We start from the raw sequence: 17,264 nt of genomic DNA on the forward strand, positions 1-17,264 counted from the left end.
AAATGCATTTGCTGTTAAATCATTTAATTTGCTATACTTTTGAAGATGAAAAAGGAAAAATAGGTGATGAAATTGTTTGAATTATTGCTCTTAATGTTGGAGAGACTTGGTTTGATTGTTATGCTCGCCTTTATTGCCACTAGGCTACGCTTTTTTAAAGATATGATTTATTCGTCTCAGCTTACAGGGAAGCAGCAAATAACAGCTATTCTATTTTTTAGCCTTTTCGGGATTATCGGCACGTATTCAGGGGTCACTTTCCGTTCTGAATCATTAGAATTAAACCGCTTCCTCATTAGCTTATCTGATGATGAGGCGATCGCTAATTTCCGTGTCATCGGGGTCACTTTAGCTGGGTTATTCGGTGGTTACAAAGTGGGAATTGGAGCTGGACTCATTGCCGGTGGACACCGGATGTTACTCGGTGGGTTTACTGGGTTCGCCTGCGGTGTAGCAACAATACTAGCTGGAGCTTTATCTGCTTATTATTCAAAAAAGAATCCAAAAGTACTCTCCCAGCCGAAAATAATCTTTTTTCTTGGTGCATTTGCCGAAACCGTGCAGATGATTTTGATTGTTTTATTAGCTCGCCCGACATCACAGGCACTCGATTTAGTCCAAACCATTGGAATACCGATGATTGTCGCCAATGGATTAGGATGTATGCTCTTTCTTTTAATCATCCGAAACGTACAAAAAGCCGAACATAAAATGGGAGCGTTACAAGCACAAAAAAGCTTACGAATCGCTGAACAAACTTTAACCTTTTTAAAACGAGGATTAAATACTGAATCAGCCTCAGAAGTTTGTAACATTCTTTACAAGGAATTAAATGTCGCCGGGGTAGCGATGACTAACCAAAAATCGATTCTTGCCCACATTGGTTTAGCAAATGATCATCATATTGCCAACATCCCGATTCAAACACAAATTACTTGGGAAGCGATAAAACGAAAAGAAATGGTGATTGCTAACGACAAAAGTATTCATTGTAATCAACCAGATTGTCCTTTAGGAGCAGCTGTAATCGCCCCTTTAACTATCCGGAATGAGGTTGTTGGTACCTTAAAATTTTATTTTCACTCCGAAAAAGAAATTACGCCACTTGAGACGGAAATGTTAGCTGGCTTAACGAATTTGTTAAGCAGTCAGTTAGAACTAGCAGAAGCGGATCGCTCTTATCAATTAGCAAAAGAAGCGGAAATTAATGCCCTCCAGGCTCAAATAAGTCCACATTTTCTTTTTAATACACTAAACACGATTATTTCATTAATACGGATGGATCCGGATAAAGCACGAAAAATGCTTCATAATTTATCTCAGTTTTTACGGCAAAATGTGTCATCAACTACAACGAGCCTACATTCCGTCGAGGATGAACTAAAACATATTCAATCTTATTTATCAATTGAAGAAACTAGGTTTGAAGAACGATTTTTCATTTCTTATCACATTGATAAACATTGTTTACATACAGCCATTCCTCCTCTCACACTTCAGCCGATCGTAGAAAACGCCGTGAAGCATGGTTTTAAAGATAAAGAGGGCCATTGTCATTTAACGATATCGATCAAGGAGCAAAATGCGACCGTTCTGCTTTCTGTCACAGATAACGGACAAGGTTTTGACACGGAAGAAATGGATTGGCTCGGAAAAAAGATGGCTCCTTCTACTTCTGGGACTGGAATTGGTCTTTATAATATTAACAAACGTTTACAAATGAAATTCGGGTCCGAATCAGCTTTACGAATTAAATCAAAAATAAATGAAGGAACAACTATTTATTTTACAATCCCCAAAATGAGTAAAAAGGAGACAAACGATGAACCAACGACCGATTCGAACACTGATCGTCGATGATGAAAAGTATAGCCGTGAAGAACTGATCTTTTTATTACAAGCTTATTCAGAAATTGAAATCATCGGCCAAGCTACGACAGGTCACGAAGCTGTTGCCAAAATCATAGAATTACAGCCTGAACTTCTCTTTCTTGATATCGAGATGCCTGGCATGACTGGTACAGAGGTTGCTTCTGTCTTAAAAGAAATGCAAAGTCCTCCTTATGTGATTTTTGCGACTGCCTATCCCCAATTTGCGGTTGAAGCCTTTCAAGTTCAGGCAAAAGGATATTTATTAAAACCGATCGATGAATCACAACTCACTGAAACGATTGAACATATCAAAACGTTAAAATTAAGCACGACTGGACAGCAAGAAACAACAGAGATTAGTCAAGGCAAATTAGCCGTGGAAACGGAAGGCTCCATTATTTTTCTCGCACCAGAACAAATTCAGTTTGTTTATCGTGATGATAAAAATACCAAAGTCGTAACAAGCGATCATTCCTATGAAACGAAAATGACTTTAAAGGAATTAGAAGCACGGTTAACCCCTTTTTCCTTTTTCCGCGTCCATAAAAGTTATCTTGTCAACACTTCTTATATAACGGGAATGAACCCATGGTTTAATGGTGCTTATCAACTTCATTTAAGCGGCTCAACAGAACAAATCCCTGTCAGCCGAAATTATGTAAAACCGTTAAGAGCGAAAATTGAATTATAAATACTAAACCTAAAATAGCTCGATTTTGACTTTTTATTGTAGTCATAATTCGAGCTATTTTTTGTTCCTTAACTCGACAAGTGCCAATGTACTTGTCGAACTAAATTGCTCCAGCATTCATTTGGATCTCTATGGTTCCCTTTGCGGCTCTGATTCGATTGCTTTTGGAATCATTCGGGCACTATGATTCCCTTTGCACCCCTGATTCCAGCACTTTTGACTTTGACTTCATTAATACCCTATGATTCCCTTTACAGCTCTTACTCATATGCTTTTGGAATCAGAACCCTCCTATGATTCCTTTTCTAACTCTTTTTCAACAGCTTCGGGCTGTATTGGGGCTCTTTTTCGACAATCACAGGCACTTGTCGAGTTAATTGCCGAACTTTAATTGTGCATCTTAATTTAAGATATTGACATCTTAATCTCATTATTTTGCATCTTGTCACGAAAACGCTCACAAATGTGAAGGTTTTATGTACACTTGGTCTATGAAAACGCATACGAAAGATTAGGAGGAACAAATATGATTACTTTTTTAGTGAGTATTGCACTTTTAATTATAGGTTATTTTACTTACGGAAAAATTGTAGAGAAGATTTTTCAACCAAAGCAAGAGCGTGTGACACCTGCTTATACTAAAGGTGATGGTGTTGACTACTTACCGATGCATAAAAACAAAAATTTACTAATCCAATTAATTAGTATCGCTGGTGTTGGACCAATCTTCGGACCGATTATGGGAGCATTATACGGGCCGGTTGCCTTCATTTGGATTGTACTAGGCTGTATTTTCGCTGGGGCGGTTCACGATTACTTAACAGGTATGATTTCAATTCGTAATGGTGGAGCTCACTTACCTGAGCTTGCGGGTCGTTTCTTAGGAAAAGCTATGAAGCATGTCGTAAACGCCTTTTCCATTTTATTACTACTATTAGTAGGTACAGTATTCGTTGCATCACCAGCTGGCCTATTATACGACTTAACGAATGGTGTTATCCCTGTCATTGTATTCGTCGTACTTATCTTCATTTATTTCTTATTAGCAACAATTTTACCGATTAACAAAATTATCGGTACGATTTACCCTTATTTAGGAGCTATCTTATTAGTAAGTACAGTTGGTGTTGGTGGTGCTCTTGTTGTAACAGGTGCTCCAATTCCCGAGTTATCATTTACCAATACACATCCAGCGGGAGCTGCTATCTTCCCACTATTATTCTTAACGATTTCTTGTGGTGCCTTATCTGGTTTCCACGCGACACAATCACCAATCATTTCGCGTACAACCCAAAATGAACGTCAAGGTCGTCGTATCTTCTTTGGAGCAATGATCGCTGAAGGGATTATCGCCATGATTTGGGCAGCAGCAGCCATGAGTCTTTTTGATGGACCGGTTACGTTAAGTGAGTTGATTAACACAATTGGTACAGGTGGTATCGTAAATGAAGTATCGACTATGCTACTTGGTTCTATTTTTGGTACAATTGCCGTAATTGGTATCATCTTATTACCGATTACATCTGGTGATACAGCATTCCGTAGTGCACGTATGATTATTGCCGATTATATTAAAGTACCTCAAAAGAAAATCATGAATCGTATGTTAATTGCTGCACCATTATTTATTACGTCAATCATTTTAACAACTGTTGACTTTACAATGCTTTGGCAGTACTTTAACTGGGCTAACCAATCGACGGCTGTTATTGCCCTTTGGATTGGAGCGATGTTCTTATATATTGCCAAACGTAATTACTGGATTGCCATATTCCCAGCATGGTTTATGACAATGACAGCATCTACTTATATTGCCAATGCACCAATCGGCTTTAATTTACCAATGAATGTTTCACTTGTTTTTGGTGGTATCTTTACGGTACTAATCACATTCTTTTTCTTTAAATTTGCTGCGAGAAACCGTAAAAACAATATCCCAATCGAAGACGATGTTTCTGATTGGAAACCTGATGTCGCTTAATAAATGAACCTAATATCTAACAGCTCGGTACGAAATAATTTTCGCATACCGGGCTGTTTTTTCTATAAGCTCACCTAGCTCATTAAGACGGGACGATACTTTCTAAAAAAACGAAACACGTCACTTTAGCAAATGCATATGATGAATGTAGGTTCATTTGTCCATTAAAGTTGTTCCAAGAGGTGATTGATTTATGAAGCAACCCAAAAACAAGCAGAGCATAAAAGCCAAAAGAATTTATGATTGGACTCGTAAAGATATTATGTTAGAATATCGTATTTCCGGCCACCCTTTGCCCCCTTCCAAGAGCACAAAACCAAATAATCTTATTTATTATGCGATTGCCAGAGAAAATCAGTTTACATTCACTGATTCCGATAGATTAACAGAATATGAGAGCTCAAAAATTATCTCTCCAAAAGATTCCATGGTGGTCAATTTATTTATAAACGGAATTTTACAACCACCGATTTTATATAAGGTAGAAGCAGGGAAATTAACTCTTTTAAGCACAGATGCCCCACTACAAGGAAACCTAATCATCCTGCAATTTATTTGCTTTTTATCGGGATTTCCTTTATCTATTAAGTTTCAAAATCAACCGTTCCTTCCGGGCTGTAATTCATCACTCTCACAATAATAGACGTTCCAGCTAAAATACCTTCCTCTTCCCCTGTAGGCAGTGTGATCGTTAAACTACCTGGATCTGGTCTTCCTCAACATCTTCCTCTGGAGTATAAGAATAAATCTCTCCAATCTGTAAAACTCAATTAATATAAACTTCAACATAACTATTCCCTTCATTTAATTCAGGAAACGCAGTAACAGTCCCTCCATCATTACCAAAAAAATCGGTAGCAGCAATTGTTACAGTATCTTCTGGTGCAACAGGAGTCGCTGTAACATAAAAGAATTGGTCCAACACGGGATCTACTTCAACAGCGACCGTACCAGATATATTAATTTTCATAAGTTGAAGTGCCATTTCCATTCCTCCTTTCTCCTAATACTTTATATAGTTTATGTTTCACAATTCACAATCGTATAGTCAGTTTCTAGATACTATTTACCCTTTTCTATTATATTTAAGTAAAAAAAGACCATTGGAAGATTTAACTCCAACAGTCTCAACTCTATTAAACTAATATTAACCACAACACCATCGTTACTATAAACCAGCAGCTGCAATCGGTCCTGGTGTTGGTGGAACTAATGTGTGTGTGGCATACAAACCCGTTGCTAATACGACCGACATTGAGGCCATTGCGACTTTTGCTCGTTTTGCTAACGCTTTCCTTAAACTATTTAAAATAATAAAACCGGAGTCACAAAAGACTGGAATCGAAACGATAAATCCAATAATACTCATTGCAAGCTGTGGATGATTCGGTCCAATTACACGTAACACAACCTCTGCCATTCTGTAAGCGGCTCCTGCTTTTTCTAAAATAACCCCAATGATCGTACCAAAAACGATTACAAGTCCAATGCTAGTCATTAGACTACCTAATCCACCATTAATGCTTTCAATAATTAAATCAAAAGACATCCCCGAAGCAAAGGCAACAAATAATGTCCCTATTAATAATGACAGAAACGGATGAATTTTAAACTTACTCGTTGCTACTACAATTAGTAATACCCCTAAAGCAATAATTAAAAATAACATTGATAATACCTCCCCTTCATGATGCAGCGAAGCCCTTTTGCTTAGTAGCGGCGAAGCTCGGTTTTTCTTGAGCTTCTAAATGGCGTAGTAGGTTGTTTATTTATTTCCATACGAAGCAAAAAATGTGCGAGCAATCTGTTCAGTTGTCATTTCTAAAAACTGATCGCAACCTTCCATTGCTTCTTCTAACGTCATTGGAGCATTTACAAGACTAAATATGCTCGTAATTCCATATTGATACAGCTCTTCAATCCCCGCTCCAATGGAACCTGTAATTACAAAGACTGGGATCCCTTGTTGTTGTGCCGCTTCTGCAACCCCCATTGGTGTCTTTCCTGAAGCGGTTTGTGAATCAATTTGTCCTTCTCCAGTTAAAACAAAATCGGCTCCACATAGCTTTTTCTCAAGTTCCGTATATTCAATTACGATATCAATCCCACGCCTCGTTGTAGAGGGAAAGAAAGCTTGAAACGCTCCGCCAATTCCTCCTGCCGCTCCGGCCCCAGGTTTATCGTGAAGACGGATACCCTGTTTTTCTTCTATCAAATCAGCCCAGCGAGTTAAGTACCCATCTAATTGTTCAACCATTTTTGAAGTTGCCCCTTTTTGTGGGCCAAAAACAAAAGAGGCTCCATTTATACCAATCAGAGGATTTTGAACATCTGAAGCAATTAAAAATTCAGATTCCTTTATCCGGTGATCAAATTCTCGATCATCGATTTTTGCCACCCGTCCAAGCTCTGCTCCACCGTACCCGATTAACTTTCCTTCTTTGTCAAATAGACGCATTCCTAATGCTTGAAGCATCCCTGCCCCACCATCATTGGTAGCGCTTCCACCAATCGCTAAAATAAATTTTCGATATCCTTGTTCAAGTGCTGCCTTAATTAATTCACCTGTACCATACGTCGTTGTTAACATCGGATCTCTTTCTTCCGTTGCAACTAAGACTAGCCCTGAGGCACTGGCCATTTCAACAACACATGTCTCTCCATCACCTAAAACGCCATATGCCGCTTTAACTGGTTGTAATAATGGACCTTTTACAGTGACTTCAACAATTTCTCCTTTTGTTGCCGCAACTAAGCTTTCCAGCGTTCCTTCTCCACCATCAGCAACCGGAACTAACACGGTCTCCGCCTGAGTAAACGCTTTCTTTATACCCTTTTCCATTGCTCTTGCTGCCTCAACAGCTGATAGACTTCCTTTAAAAGAGTCTGGTGCTATTACAATTTTCATCTTGTACCCACCTAACGTATTTCTTATAATCATAATTATAAACATCGTTAATATGATAATCATCGTTCAAAACAAACAAAAAAAGTAAACGAATTTATTTATTTTTCATTTATCCTTAACAAAACAAAGCCATATTTATCAAAATCATTAAAAAATTTTGATTTCGTAGGAGGACTTCATGTTAACTCAAGAAATTGCGAGAGACATTGTCGAACAAACAACCATTCGTTTAAATCGAAATATCAATATTATGGATAAAACAGGAACGATAATCGCTTCTACTAATCCGAAATGTAATTTAAATATCGGTGATTGTGCAAAAAAAATGTTTATCCATCGTAATTCGCTCATTTACCGCTTGAAAAAGGTCAAAGAAATTACCGGCTATAATCCACAAGAATTAAGTGACGTTATCCCTCTCCAATTAGCTATTTGGTTACGCGAGATGGATTTAGACGAGTAAAAAAAAGGCTGGGCGAGCAATTTAAAAAGTAGATGCGTGCCACAATAGCGGCGCATTTACTTTTTTTTGATGAATTTAAACTTATTTCGTACCTTAATTTCTTCGGCTCGTGGGTTTTGTTACCTATTCCTGGTTATTCGTACTCTAATTCTTTCAACTCGCGGGTTTCATTACCTATCCTGATTTATTCGCACTCTAATTCTCTCAACTCAGTGGTTTCATTACCTATTCTAGTTTATTCGCACTCTAATTCTCTCAACTCAGTGGTTTCATTACCTATTCTAGTTTATTCGCACTCTAATTCCTCCAACTCAAAGATTTCATTACCTATCCTAGTTTATTCGCTCCATAATCCTTACAAATCGTGCGTTTCATTACTTATTCCCGCATAGTATTAATGAACGCTTTTGTTTACTTTAAAAAAGTTAAAAGATTGGAACACTGATTGCCCATTGGTTATTAATACACAAAAAAACAGATGGTGTATTGAGCACTTGTGCCATATTCACCCCCTCATGAAAATCACCTTTTGAAGTTGCCCCATCACCAAATGTTGCCATTGAAACGTGGTCATTTCAGCTTAATCTACTGGCCCATGCTACTCCAACTGCCTGAGGAATCTGAGGTGGAATCATAATCGATAGCGGAAAAATATGAACCCCTTCCCTTACAAAACTCCCTCTTTATGTCCCATTGCATACAACAAAGCATGTTTAATATCCATGCCAAACGCCAGACATGCAGCTAGGTCCCGACCATATGGAAACAACCAATCACCTTGTTTTAAAGCAAAAACACTGCCAACCTGTGCAGCCTCATGCCCTCCAAAAGAAGGATAAGTTCCGATTCTACCTTGTCTTTGGAGTCGAATAGCTCGCTCATCATACAAACGAGCCAGCAGCATTTTTTTATATAATCGAATCAATTGTTCATCCGTTAACTCTACTTTTGCCGCGCGCATCAGATTTCCGCTCTCATCTAAGAATTGAATCACTTTCAATTGAATCCTCATCGCTTAACCTCCTATGGGAATAGTGCGAATTAAAAGCAAAAAAACTCATAAATAACAATTAAAGCTCTCTTCTTAACTATACGACCTTATGACATTTATATTCATATAATGCCATACAAAAAAAGAGCCATCCTACAAGAATCATACATCTTGTGGAATCGCTCCATTTCCCAACCGTTTTGAGGGCCATACCATTTCATTAAAAATGGAAATTAAAAACATAGCCTTTTCTTACTTGAATATCTTTTTGAACGCATTAAAAAATGTTGTACGCTGGTAAACTTTATGAGAACTATTTTTCGGACTCGTAATCCACCCATAAGTTTTCGGTGTTCGAACACCTGGTCGATGAACAACAAAATGTTTGACACTTGTTCTTGCTGAAATCCTCCGTTTTAAACTAGGTTTTCTTATCCCCACTTTCATATTATCAGCCCCTCATCTTTTTGAGGTAAGGACTAAGATGCCACTCTAACATTCTTTTCGACATAAAAAGGTTCAATCCTTGTCGGAGTTACGAATAAATGCTTCAAATTTATTTAATCCATTCTTCTAATAATAAATGCTGTTTGAGAAACATAAATATTTTTACAAAATAAAAAGGCTCTAAATGTTAAAGCCTTGATAACTGAAGGGAGGGAGTTTCAGACCCAACTATTAATTCATGTATTGCTTTATGTTCGAGCAATGCCAGTATGATATACTGTAACACATTAATAGGAACACTATTTCCAAATTGTTTCCATGCTTGACCATCACTAACTGGAATTTTAAAATCCTCTGGGAACCCTTGAATTCGGGCACATTCCCTTGGAGCCAATTTGCGCACTCGACCGTTAATCAAATAACAACCCGTTTTGCTACCTGGCCCGCCTCCTTGTGCAGATAAAGTAACAGCATGGCCTAATTCACTATAAATACGCTCCCCTTGTCCGCCCTTATTAATCGTCCCGACTCGAACCGGCTTTAAAATATAATCCATTAATAAAGATTCAACCGGTACTTTATCATAGTCAACGGTCATATCCTCCCTTTTAATTACATAACGATCTGTTTTCTCATCATGTAACAGAAAATCCCTTAGAATTACGCGGTCATTAGGGGGGGGTGGAAAGGCAAAAGACTCGACTTGTAAATCTTTTCGAATCGCCACCATATAAATCCTTTCTCGATTTTGCGGTAGACCAAATTGACTCGCATTAAGGACTTGGTGCCAAAATTTGTAGCCGATCTGCTCAAGTGTTTCTCTGACTGTATTTAATGTATTCCCTTGATCATGGGTGGCAAAGTTCCGGACATTTTCCATAAAAACAAGCTTCGGTTGATGATGCTTCACAATCCTTGCGACATCAAAAAACAGTGTTCCTCTCGTATCTTCAAACCCTTGTCTTTTTCCGGAAATACTAAACGGCTGACACGGAAAGCCTGCACATAAAATATCATGCTGCGGAATTTCACTCGCCTCAATTTGTGTGATATCCCCTTCTGGGTGGATGCCAAAGTTTGCCGAATAAGTCGTTTGGGCATGCTTATCCCATTCAGATGCATAGACACATTCAGCCCCAAAAGACTTCATCGCCAAATGAAAACCACCAATTCCAGCAAATAAATCGACATATTTCATCCCTTTTAAAGAGTGAGCAAACCCAGTCACATTAATCATTTTCAAATCCTCTTCCTTCGTCCAACTTCTATCCCATCATTTTAACATAAAAAGAAATTACTTTTGATTTAAATCGTTTTGATAAACTTGCCTGATTATGTGGAAGAAGATACCTAGGCAGCTGCTCCTTTCTCTTGCTTATGACTTTCCACTAAACTTCACACGTTTCCACTCATAAAAAAGAGGCTAGATTAGCCCCTTTTAATAATATAAAATTTTCACTTTCTCACACTTGTCACACTGAACCATATACGTGTCTCCCGAATAATGATGGTCACATTCTCGTTGAATTTGTTCAATTAAATTTTCTAGTTCTTTAATCGATGACTGGTATCCTAAAATGGTGGCCTTTAATTGATTCACCTTCATTTTAATCAGCCCCTATAAATAGAGTTGACTGCCTTTTTCTCGAAACTCTTCGGCTTTTTCTTTAAAGCCTTCTTTCACTTCCTCATTGCTTTTTCGAATGTCATGAGAGATTCTCATGCTACAAAACTTCGGTCCACACATTGAGCAAAAATGTGCCGTTTTGGCTCCTTCTGCTGGTAATGATTCATCATGAAAGGAAAGAGCTCTTTCAGGATCAAGTGATAAATTAAATTGGTCTCTCCACCGAAATTCAAATCGGGCTTTAGATAAAGCATCATCTCGTTCCCTCGCATTTGGATGCCCTTTCGCTAGGTCAGCAGCATGGGCCGCTATTTTATACGTAATCACCCCTTCTCTTACGTCATCACGATTCGGTAATCCTAAATGCTCCTTAGGTGTCACATAACAAAGCATCGCCGTTCCATACCACCCGATCATAGCCGCTCCAATGGCTGATGTAATGTGGTCATAACCTGGAGCAATATCCGTTGTCAACGGGCCAAGTGTATAGAAAGGGGCTTCCTTACAAAGCTCGAGCTGTTTATCCATATTTTCCTTAATTAAATGCATCGGAACATGTCCTGGACCCTCGACCATTACTTGAACATCGTGTTTCCAAGCCCGTTCTGTCAATTCACCTAATGTTTCAAGCTCAGCAAATTGGGCTTCATCATTCGCATCAGCAATCGAGCCAGGTCTCAGTCCATCACCTAAGGAAATACAAATATCATATGCTTTTAAAAATCTCACAGATCTCATCAAAATGCGTATATAAAAAGCTCTCTTCATGATGGGCTAAACACCATTGAGCCATAATTGCCCCACCTCTTGAAACAATGCCTGTCACTCGCTCCACCGTTAACGGAATATATCTTAAAAGAACGCCAGCATGAATCGTAAAATAATCAACGCCTTGTTCCGCTTGTTCGATTAAGGTATCACGATATACTTCCCACGTAAGGTCTTCAGCTATCCCGTTCACTTTTTCTAATGCTTGATAAATCGGAACCGTTCCAACCGGTACTGCCGAATTACGAATAATCCATTCCCTTGTCGTATGAATATTCTTTCCGGTTGAAAGGTCCATAATATTATCAGCTCCCCACCGTGTTGCCCAAATCATCTTTTCCACCTCTTCTTCAATCGACGAGGTCACAGCGGAGTTGCCAATATTCGCATTAATTTTCACATGAAAATTCCGACCGATAATCATCGGTTCTGATTCGGGATGATTAATATTCGCAGGGATAATCGCTCTCCCTTTTGCCACTTCATCTCTCACAAATTCGGGCGTCATTTTTTCGCGAATCGCAATAAACTCCATTTCCGGGGTAATCATTCCTTTACGGGCATAATGAAGTTGAGTGACATTTTGGTTCGTTTTTGCTTTGAGTGGTCTTTGTTTCATTTCTGGTAATGGAACGGTCTTTTTTGTTCTTCCATTATCCTCTGGTTTCATTTGCCGACCATCATACTCTTCACAGTCTCCACGTTCAGAAATCCAAGCCGAGCGAATTCTTGGTAATCCTTTTTTTAAATCAACGTGATAGTTATCATCTGTATAAGGACCGCTCGTATCATAAACTTGCAACGGTTTATTTTCCATCTGCCTTCCATTCACGTTCGTATCACTCAACTGAATCTCTCGTACCGGCACTAAAAGATCTGGTCGTGAACCTTGCAAATACACTTTTTTACTTCCTTCAAAACTAGACATAATCGATAAATTCTTCTCATTCACTGAAGATGTTGACATTCTACTCGCTCCTTTGATTTGTAGTGGATCGATGTAGAACACGCCAAAAAAAGCGGAGGCCGTTTGACTAGAAGCCACAAAAAAACCAGATCCAATATACATAAATGGACCTGGTTTTACTTAACTCATAGAAGTTAAAAACACAAATAAAACGACTAACTTCCCTACGCTGGCATGATCCAGATCAGGTCCAAAGAGTCAAAAAGTTTCAACGCACTTCTCTCTCAGCCCAACTCATTGGGCACCCCTAGCTACTTATATTAAGTTTCCTAGAAATTATATCCTTTTCCGAAAATTACGTCAACACAACATTTGTAATGGGCTATTTTTCATTACCTTGTTCACTATTTCTGCCTAATCATTTCGTCTAAGCCTAAAAAACGAATCCGTTGATATGTCGCATAATGGGAACGATACAACAAATTACTCGCTTCTCGAACAGATAATTCCTTTGAATGTTGTATGAGAAATTGTTCTTCATCTTCCGTCCACCTTCGACCTATATTTGGTGTTTCAAACTGATACAGTTTCAACTGAAAGGCGAGATGTAATAATTCGGTTAACGATAATTGATTCAATTCCATTAATTCAGGGATGGATAAATTTCCCCACTGTTCTTTGATCTGATTTTGATTATTCAATGTTCACACCTCATAATACGTTACTCGTTTTATGGGCGACTAGTCTCTCTTTTTCTCTCTATAATTTATTTGGTAAAATACCTATTTACTCCTTCGTTAATTGTACCACAGCATCAAAAGCAAAATTAGGCATTTTTTTGAACACCTTAAATAAGAAAAACGAGAGCATTTAATTTTTGTGAATTATTAACATCATTTCTTTTATCTCTTTTTGAAAAGAATATAAATAAGGAAACTCACTTTAACTGAAACCGAAAAGGATTTTTATCATTTTTGTCCTTTCTGCATATACAATATTAATGATATATGTTAAATTATAAGCAAATAAGATGATTTTTTTTAGACAAACCACATTTTTGTCCTCTACAAATGAACATTTGTTTCTATGGATTGTAACCGAAAAAATGATGAGGAGATGATCATATGTCAAGCAACACATTACAACAATTTCTAACTACTAATTTAAATGATTTAAAAGAAAAAGGTCTTTATAACACCATTGATTCTTTAGAAAGTGCAAACGGTCCCATTATCAAAATTGATGGCAGAGAATTAATTAACCTATCTTCCAATAACTATCTCGGTCTTGCAACAGATGAACGCTTAAAAGAAGCAGCAACTAAAGCAATCACTGATTTTGGAGTTGGAGCTGGAGCCGTTCGAACAATTAATGGAACATTAAAATTACATGATGAATTAGAAGAAAAATTAGCCGAGTTCAAACATACAGAAGCAGCAATTGCCTACCAATCAGGATTTAACTGTAATATGGCTGCTATTTCTGCTGTGATGGATAAAAATGATGCGATCCTTTCTGATGAATTAAACCATGCATCAATTATTGATGGTTGCCGTCTTTCGAAAGCAAAGATCATTCGCGTCAAGCACTCTGATATGGACGACTTACGTCAAAAGGCAAAAGAAGCGACAGAGTCTGGTTTATACAACAAAGTAATGGTCATTACAGACGGTGTGTTCTCAATGGATGGAGATATCGCAAAACTTCCAGAAATCGTACAAATCGCTGAAGAGTTTGATTTAATCACCTATGTCGATGATGCCCATGGCTCAGGTGTTCTTGGCAATGGTGCCGGAACAGTGAAACATTTTGGCTTATCTGACAAAGTAGATTTCCAAATTGGAACTCTTTCAAAAGCAATTGGTGTTGTCGGTGGTTATGTAGCAGGTAAAAAAGATTTGATTGACTGGTTAAAAGTTCGGAGCCGTCCGTTCCTTTTCTCAACCTCTCTAACTCCAGCAGATATTGCCGCTTCCATAAAAGCAGTTGAGGTGTTATCAAACAGTACAGAGCTACAAGAGAAGCTTTGGGCAAACGGAGATTATTTAAAAAAAGGTCTAAAAGAACTCGGGTTTGATATCGGTGAAAGTGAAACACCGATTACCCCTTGTATTATTGGTGACGAAGTGAAAACACAGGAATTTAGTAAGCGTCTAAATGAAGAAGGTGTCTACGCAAAATCGATTGTTTTCCCAACTGTCCCTCAAGGTACGGGTCGTGTTCGTAATATGCCAACTGCTGCACATACAAAAGAAATGTTAGATAAAACGATTGCGATTTATCAAAAAGTCGGAAAAGAAATGAACATTATCTAAAAACATTATGTTCAAAATAGATGAGCGGAGGAATTCTCATGAAAAAAATCTTAATTACTGGTGCATTAGGTCAAATTGGCTCAGAGTTAACGATGACTTTAAGAGAGCGTTACGGAGCAAAAAATGTCATCGCTACAGATATCAATAAAAACGATAGTAATGTTGTTTACAGCGGACCATTTGAGCAATTAGATGTCACCAATGATAAAGCTTTTTTTGAAACAGCAAAAAAACATAACGTTGACACGGTTATTCACTTAGCCGCTCTATTATCCGCAACAGCGGAACAAAAACCACTTCTAGCCTGGAACTTAAATATGGGCGGACTTGTCAATGCCCTAGAAGTTTCAAGAGAGTTAAATACTCAATTTTTCACTCCAAGTTCAATCGGAGCTTTTGGTCCATCAACACCAAAGGATCGTACACCACAAGATACGATTCAACAGCCAACAACGATGTATGGTGTCAACAAAGTATCTGGTGAGCTATTATGTAACTACTACTTCCAAAAGTTTGGCGTCGATACGAGAGGGCTACGTTTCCCTGGCCTCATTTCATATGTGGCTCCTCCAGGCGGTGGCACAACGGATTATGCCGTGGAAATTTATTATGAAGCGATCAAAAAAGGACACTATTCTTCTTACATCGGAAAAGGCACATACATGGACATGATGTATATGCCTGATGCTTTAAATGCGATTATTAATTTAATGGAAGCAGATCCTGCTAAGCTTAAGCACAGAAATTCTTTCAATGTTAGTGCAATGAGTATTGCACCTGAAGATGTAGAAGCAGCCATCCAAAAATTAATGCCAGAATTCACGATGGATTACAAAGTCGATCCAATCAGACAACAAATTGCCGAAAGCTGGCCAAATGCCATTGATTCCACTTGTGCCTGCGAAGAATGGGGCTTCAAAGCCGAATACGATTTAGACAGAATGACAGCGGATATGCTCTTGCATTTAAATAAAAAACTGACTATCGATTCAGAAATGACAAAAGGCGCGATTTAAGCGCCTTTTTTTATTGCCTGTGTTTAGTTGCAACTTTAATAGTTATTCGCACTGTAATTCCTCACAGCACGGGTTTTCATTACCTATTAACAGTTATTCGCACCCTAATTCCTCACACCACGGGTTTTCATTACCTATTAACAGTTATTTGCACCCTAATCCACACAACTCGGCTTTTTCATTACCTATCACCATTTATTCGCACCCTAATTCCTCACAGCACGAGTTTTCATTACCTATTCTGTTTTATACGCACCCTAATTCCTGCCACACCGCTTTTTCATTACCAATTACCATTTATTCGCACCCTAATCCTGCACTCCCCGCTTTTTCATTACCAATTACCATCGATTCGCACCCTAATCCTCGCAACTCCTCTTTCTCATTACCAATTACTATCCTCTCTTCTTATTTCAATTTGCAAATGAGCGAATGTTTTAAAAAAGGAAATATCCTCCCACTTGTAGAACTAGTCATTATTCAAAGGGGGCCGAAGATGTCGAATATACAAATATTAGAAATGGATAGCCAACTGTTAGAAGGAGTGGGGAGCTTCTGTCTTAGAAGTAAAAAGAAATCGAATGGATACATAAATAAGAATAAATGGCTGAACACTCAGTTTGAAGAAGGTTTGAAATATGTACAATTGATTGAAAATAAAAAACAAGTCGGGTTTATTGAATATACAGAAAGTGAAAATTCCTCTCGTGTTGTTTTTGCTGCAAACTATTTAGTCATCCATTGTTTATGGGTAAGTGAGAATGGCAAAGGCTATGGTACAAAGCTCATTCAAAAATGTATTCAAGACGCAAAAGCATCCTCCAAGAGTGGTGTAGTTGTTTTGACAAACCCAGAAACCTCTTGGACACCAAGCAAAGAAATTTTTATAAAAAATCAGTTCAAACAAACGGAAACAGGTCCTCATCATTTCGAATTGCTCGTTTATCCATTAAAGCCAAACGATTCACTCCCGACATTCCCTACTAATTGGGAAGAAAGAACTCAAAAATATGAGGGACTAACCATATTACGTTCGTTTCAATGCCCTTATGTTGAAATTGCGACAGAAAATATCAAAACAGCTGCACGTACATTAGGAATTGATGTAAATATCATCGACCTAAAAACGAGAGAACAGTTAATGGAATTAGCCCCAACCCCCTATGGTATATACTCGGTTGTTTTCAAAAGAGAACTTATCTCCTTTCATCGATTAACGGTTCGTACTGCAACTAAACGTTTGAGAGAACTTATGTAATATAGGAGACCACATTTAGA

General features: G+C 38.1%; 16 protein-coding genes, 2 pseudogenes and 1 riboswitch. Of the genes and pseudogenes, 8 read left to right on the forward strand and 10 right to left on the reverse strand.

The window, feature by feature from the left end:
• Positions 1 to 66 precede the first annotated feature (66 nt).
• From BALCAV_RS00785 to BALCAV_RS00800, 4 genes are all read left to right on the forward strand, one after another.
• Positions 67 to 1,860, forward strand: coding sequence for a LytS/YhcK type 5TM receptor domain-containing protein (locus tag BALCAV_RS00785; protein ID WP_004427435.1), 1,794 nt, complete (start codon positions 67 to 69; stop codon positions 1,858 to 1,860).
• Positions 1,823 to 2,563, forward strand: coding sequence for a LytR/AlgR family response regulator transcription factor (locus tag BALCAV_RS00790; RefSeq protein ID WP_004427432.1), 741 nt, complete (start codon positions 1,823 to 1,825; stop codon positions 2,561 to 2,563). Before BALCAV_RS00785 ends, BALCAV_RS00790 begins: the two co-directional genes overlap by 38 nt.
• A gap of 526 nt (positions 2,564 to 3,089) precedes the next feature.
• On the forward strand, positions 3,090 to 4,544 hold the full coding sequence (locus tag BALCAV_RS00795) for a carbon starvation CstA family protein (protein ID WP_004428311.1): 1,455 nt from the start codon (positions 3,090 to 3,092) through the stop codon (positions 4,542 to 4,544).
• A gap of 193 nt (positions 4,545 to 4,737) precedes the next feature.
• Positions 4,738 to 5,184: a DUF4183 domain-containing protein gene (locus BALCAV_RS00800; protein WP_004428312.1), complete on the forward strand. Its 447-nt coding sequence runs from the start codon at positions 4,738 to 4,740 to the stop codon at positions 5,182 to 5,184.
• Positions 5,185 to 5,310: 126 nt separating this feature from the next.
• On the opposite strand, the gene BALCAV_RS20995 is transcribed toward BALCAV_RS00800, so the two are convergent.
• From BALCAV_RS20995 to BALCAV_RS00815, 3 genes and pseudogenes are all read right to left on the reverse strand, one after another.
• On the reverse strand, positions 5,311 to 5,529 hold the full coding sequence (locus BALCAV_RS20995) for a DUF4183 domain-containing protein (RefSeq protein ID WP_052044314.1): 219 nt from the start codon (positions 5,527 to 5,529) through the stop codon (positions 5,311 to 5,313).
• 189 nt (positions 5,530 to 5,718) lie between these two features.
• A pseudogene (locus BALCAV_RS00810) lies at positions 5,719 to 6,213 on the reverse strand (GntP family permease); the annotation flags it as partial.
• A 96-nt stretch (positions 6,214 to 6,309) separates the two neighbouring features.
• Positions 6,310 to 7,452: a glycerate kinase gene (locus tag BALCAV_RS00815; protein ID WP_004428318.1), complete on the reverse strand. Its 1,143-nt coding sequence runs from the start codon at positions 7,450 to 7,452 to the stop codon at positions 6,310 to 6,312.
• A 178-nt stretch (positions 7,453 to 7,630) separates the two neighbouring features.
• Between BALCAV_RS00815 and BALCAV_RS00820 the strand changes: the two genes are divergently transcribed.
• Positions 7,631 to 7,915: a helix-turn-helix domain-containing protein gene (locus BALCAV_RS00820; protein ID WP_004428319.1), complete on the forward strand. Its 285-nt coding sequence runs from the start codon at positions 7,631 to 7,633 to the stop codon at positions 7,913 to 7,915.
• A 425-nt stretch (positions 7,916 to 8,340) separates the two neighbouring features.
• Here the strand turns inward: BALCAV_RS00820 and BALCAV_RS23315 are convergent, their stop codons facing one another.
• The 7 genes and pseudogenes from BALCAV_RS23315 to BALCAV_RS00845 form a co-directional block, all read right to left on the reverse strand.
• Positions 8,341 to 8,475 carry a thiamine pyrophosphate-dependent enzyme gene (locus BALCAV_RS23315; RefSeq protein WP_081939175.1) on the reverse strand — a complete coding sequence of 45 codons (135 nt, stop codon included), beginning with the start codon at positions 8,473 to 8,475 and terminating at the stop codon, positions 8,341 to 8,343.
• A 107-nt stretch (positions 8,476 to 8,582) separates the two neighbouring features.
• Entirely contained in the window at positions 8,583 to 8,927 is a 345-nt protein-coding gene (locus tag BALCAV_RS23000; protein ID WP_004428322.1) for a thiamine pyrophosphate-dependent enzyme, read from the reverse strand.
• Positions 8,928 to 9,158: 231 nt separating this feature from the next.
• Positions 9,159 to 9,353 (reverse strand): hypothetical protein, encoded by a 195-nt coding sequence (locus BALCAV_RS00830; protein ID WP_004428324.1) that lies wholly within the window; start codon positions 9,351 to 9,353, stop codon positions 9,159 to 9,161.
• Positions 9,354 to 9,540: 187 nt separating this feature from the next.
• Entirely contained in the window at positions 9,541 to 10,590 is a 1,050-nt protein-coding gene (gene dcm, locus BALCAV_RS00835) for a DNA cytosine methyltransferase (RefSeq protein ID WP_004428326.1), read from the reverse strand.
• 201 nt (positions 10,591 to 10,791) lie between these two features.
• The gene (locus tag BALCAV_RS21905) at positions 10,792 to 10,959 is read right to left on the reverse strand and encodes a serine protease (protein WP_136446061.1); all 168 of its coding nucleotides are present in this window, start codon (positions 10,957 to 10,959) and stop codon (positions 10,792 to 10,794) included.
• 12 nt (positions 10,960 to 10,971) lie between these two features.
• Positions 10,972 to 12,715, reverse strand: a pseudogene (gene thiC, locus BALCAV_RS00840) (phosphomethylpyrimidine synthase ThiC).
• A 144-nt stretch (positions 12,716 to 12,859) separates the two neighbouring features.
• Positions 12,860 to 12,974, reverse strand: a riboswitch (TPP riboswitch).
• Between the two features lie 85 nt (positions 12,975 to 13,059).
• On the reverse strand, positions 13,060 to 13,356 hold the full coding sequence (locus tag BALCAV_RS00845; protein ID WP_004428330.1) for a hypothetical protein: 297 nt from the start codon (positions 13,354 to 13,356) through the stop codon (positions 13,060 to 13,062).
• A 423-nt stretch (positions 13,357 to 13,779) separates the two neighbouring features.
• Here BALCAV_RS00845 and BALCAV_RS00850 point away from each other — a divergent pair, with 423 nt between their 5' ends.
• From BALCAV_RS00850 to BALCAV_RS23185, 3 genes are read left to right on the forward strand one after another with little or no spacing between them, the layout of a single operon-like run.
• Positions 13,780 to 14,970, forward strand: coding sequence for a glycine C-acetyltransferase (locus BALCAV_RS00850; RefSeq protein ID WP_004428332.1), 1,191 nt, complete (start codon positions 13,780 to 13,782; stop codon positions 14,968 to 14,970).
• 38 nt (positions 14,971 to 15,008) lie between these two features.
• Complete coding sequence (locus tag BALCAV_RS00855; protein WP_004428334.1) at positions 15,009 to 15,986, forward strand: L-threonine 3-dehydrogenase; 978 nt, start codon at positions 15,009 to 15,011, stop codon at positions 15,984 to 15,986.
• 19 nt (positions 15,987 to 16,005) lie between these two features.
• Positions 16,006 to 17,244 (forward strand): GNAT family N-acetyltransferase, encoded by a 1,239-nt coding sequence (locus BALCAV_RS23185; RefSeq protein WP_326938276.1) that lies wholly within the window; start codon positions 16,006 to 16,008, stop codon positions 17,242 to 17,244.
• The last annotated feature ends 20 nt before the right edge of the window (positions 17,245 to 17,264 follow it).

Source organism: Alkalihalobacillus alcalophilus ATCC 27647 = CGMCC 1.3604 (assembly GCF_000292245.2).
GTDB classification, from domain to species: Bacteria; Bacillota; Bacilli; order Bacillales; family Bacillaceae_D; genus Alkalihalobacillus; species Alkalihalobacillus alcalophilus.

Bases quoted from the DNA above. Each gene is read 5' to 3' on its own strand.
- BALCAV_RS00785 (WP_004427435.1), top strand. From the start codon at position 67: ATGAAATTGTTTGAATTATTGCTCTTAATGTTGGAGAGACTTGGTTTG.
- BALCAV_RS00790 (WP_004427432.1), top strand. From the start codon at position 1,823: ATGAACCAACGACCGATTCGAACACTGATCGTCGATGATGAAAAGTAT.
- BALCAV_RS00795 (WP_004428311.1), top strand. From the start codon at position 3,090: ATGATTACTTTTTTAGTGAGTATTGCACTTTTAATTATAGGTTATTTT.
- BALCAV_RS00800 (WP_004428312.1), top strand. From the start codon at position 4,738: ATGAAGCAACCCAAAAACAAGCAGAGCATAAAAGCCAAAAGAATTTAT.
- BALCAV_RS20995 (WP_052044314.1), bottom strand. From the start codon at position 5,529: ATGGCACTTCAACTTATGAAAATTAATATATCTGGTACGGTCGCTGTT.
- BALCAV_RS00815 (WP_004428318.1), bottom strand. From the start codon at position 7,452: ATGAAAATTGTAATAGCACCAGACTCTTTTAAAGGAAGTCTATCAGCT.
- BALCAV_RS00820 (WP_004428319.1), top strand. From the start codon at position 7,631: ATGTTAACTCAAGAAATTGCGAGAGACATTGTCGAACAAACAACCATT.
- BALCAV_RS23315 (WP_081939175.1), bottom strand. From the start codon at position 8,475: ATGGCAACATTTGGTGATGGGGCAACTTCAAAAGGTGATTTTCATGAG.
- BALCAV_RS23000 (WP_004428322.1), bottom strand. From the start codon at position 8,927: ATGAGGATTCAATTGAAAGTGATTCAATTCTTAGATGAGAGCGGAAAT.
- BALCAV_RS00830 (WP_004428324.1), bottom strand. From the start codon at position 9,353: ATGAAAGTGGGGATAAGAAAACCTAGTTTAAAACGGAGGATTTCAGCA.
- dcm (WP_004428326.1), bottom strand. From the start codon at position 10,590: ATGATTAATGTGACTGGGTTTGCTCACTCTTTAAAAGGGATGAAATAT.
- BALCAV_RS21905 (WP_136446061.1), bottom strand. From the start codon at position 10,959: ATGAAGGTGAATCAATTAAAGGCCACCATTTTAGGATACCAGTCATCG.
- BALCAV_RS00850 (WP_004428332.1), top strand. From the start codon at position 13,780: ATGTCAAGCAACACATTACAACAATTTCTAACTACTAATTTAAATGAT.
- BALCAV_RS00855 (WP_004428334.1), top strand. From the start codon at position 15,009: ATGAAAAAAATCTTAATTACTGGTGCATTAGGTCAAATTGGCTCAGAG.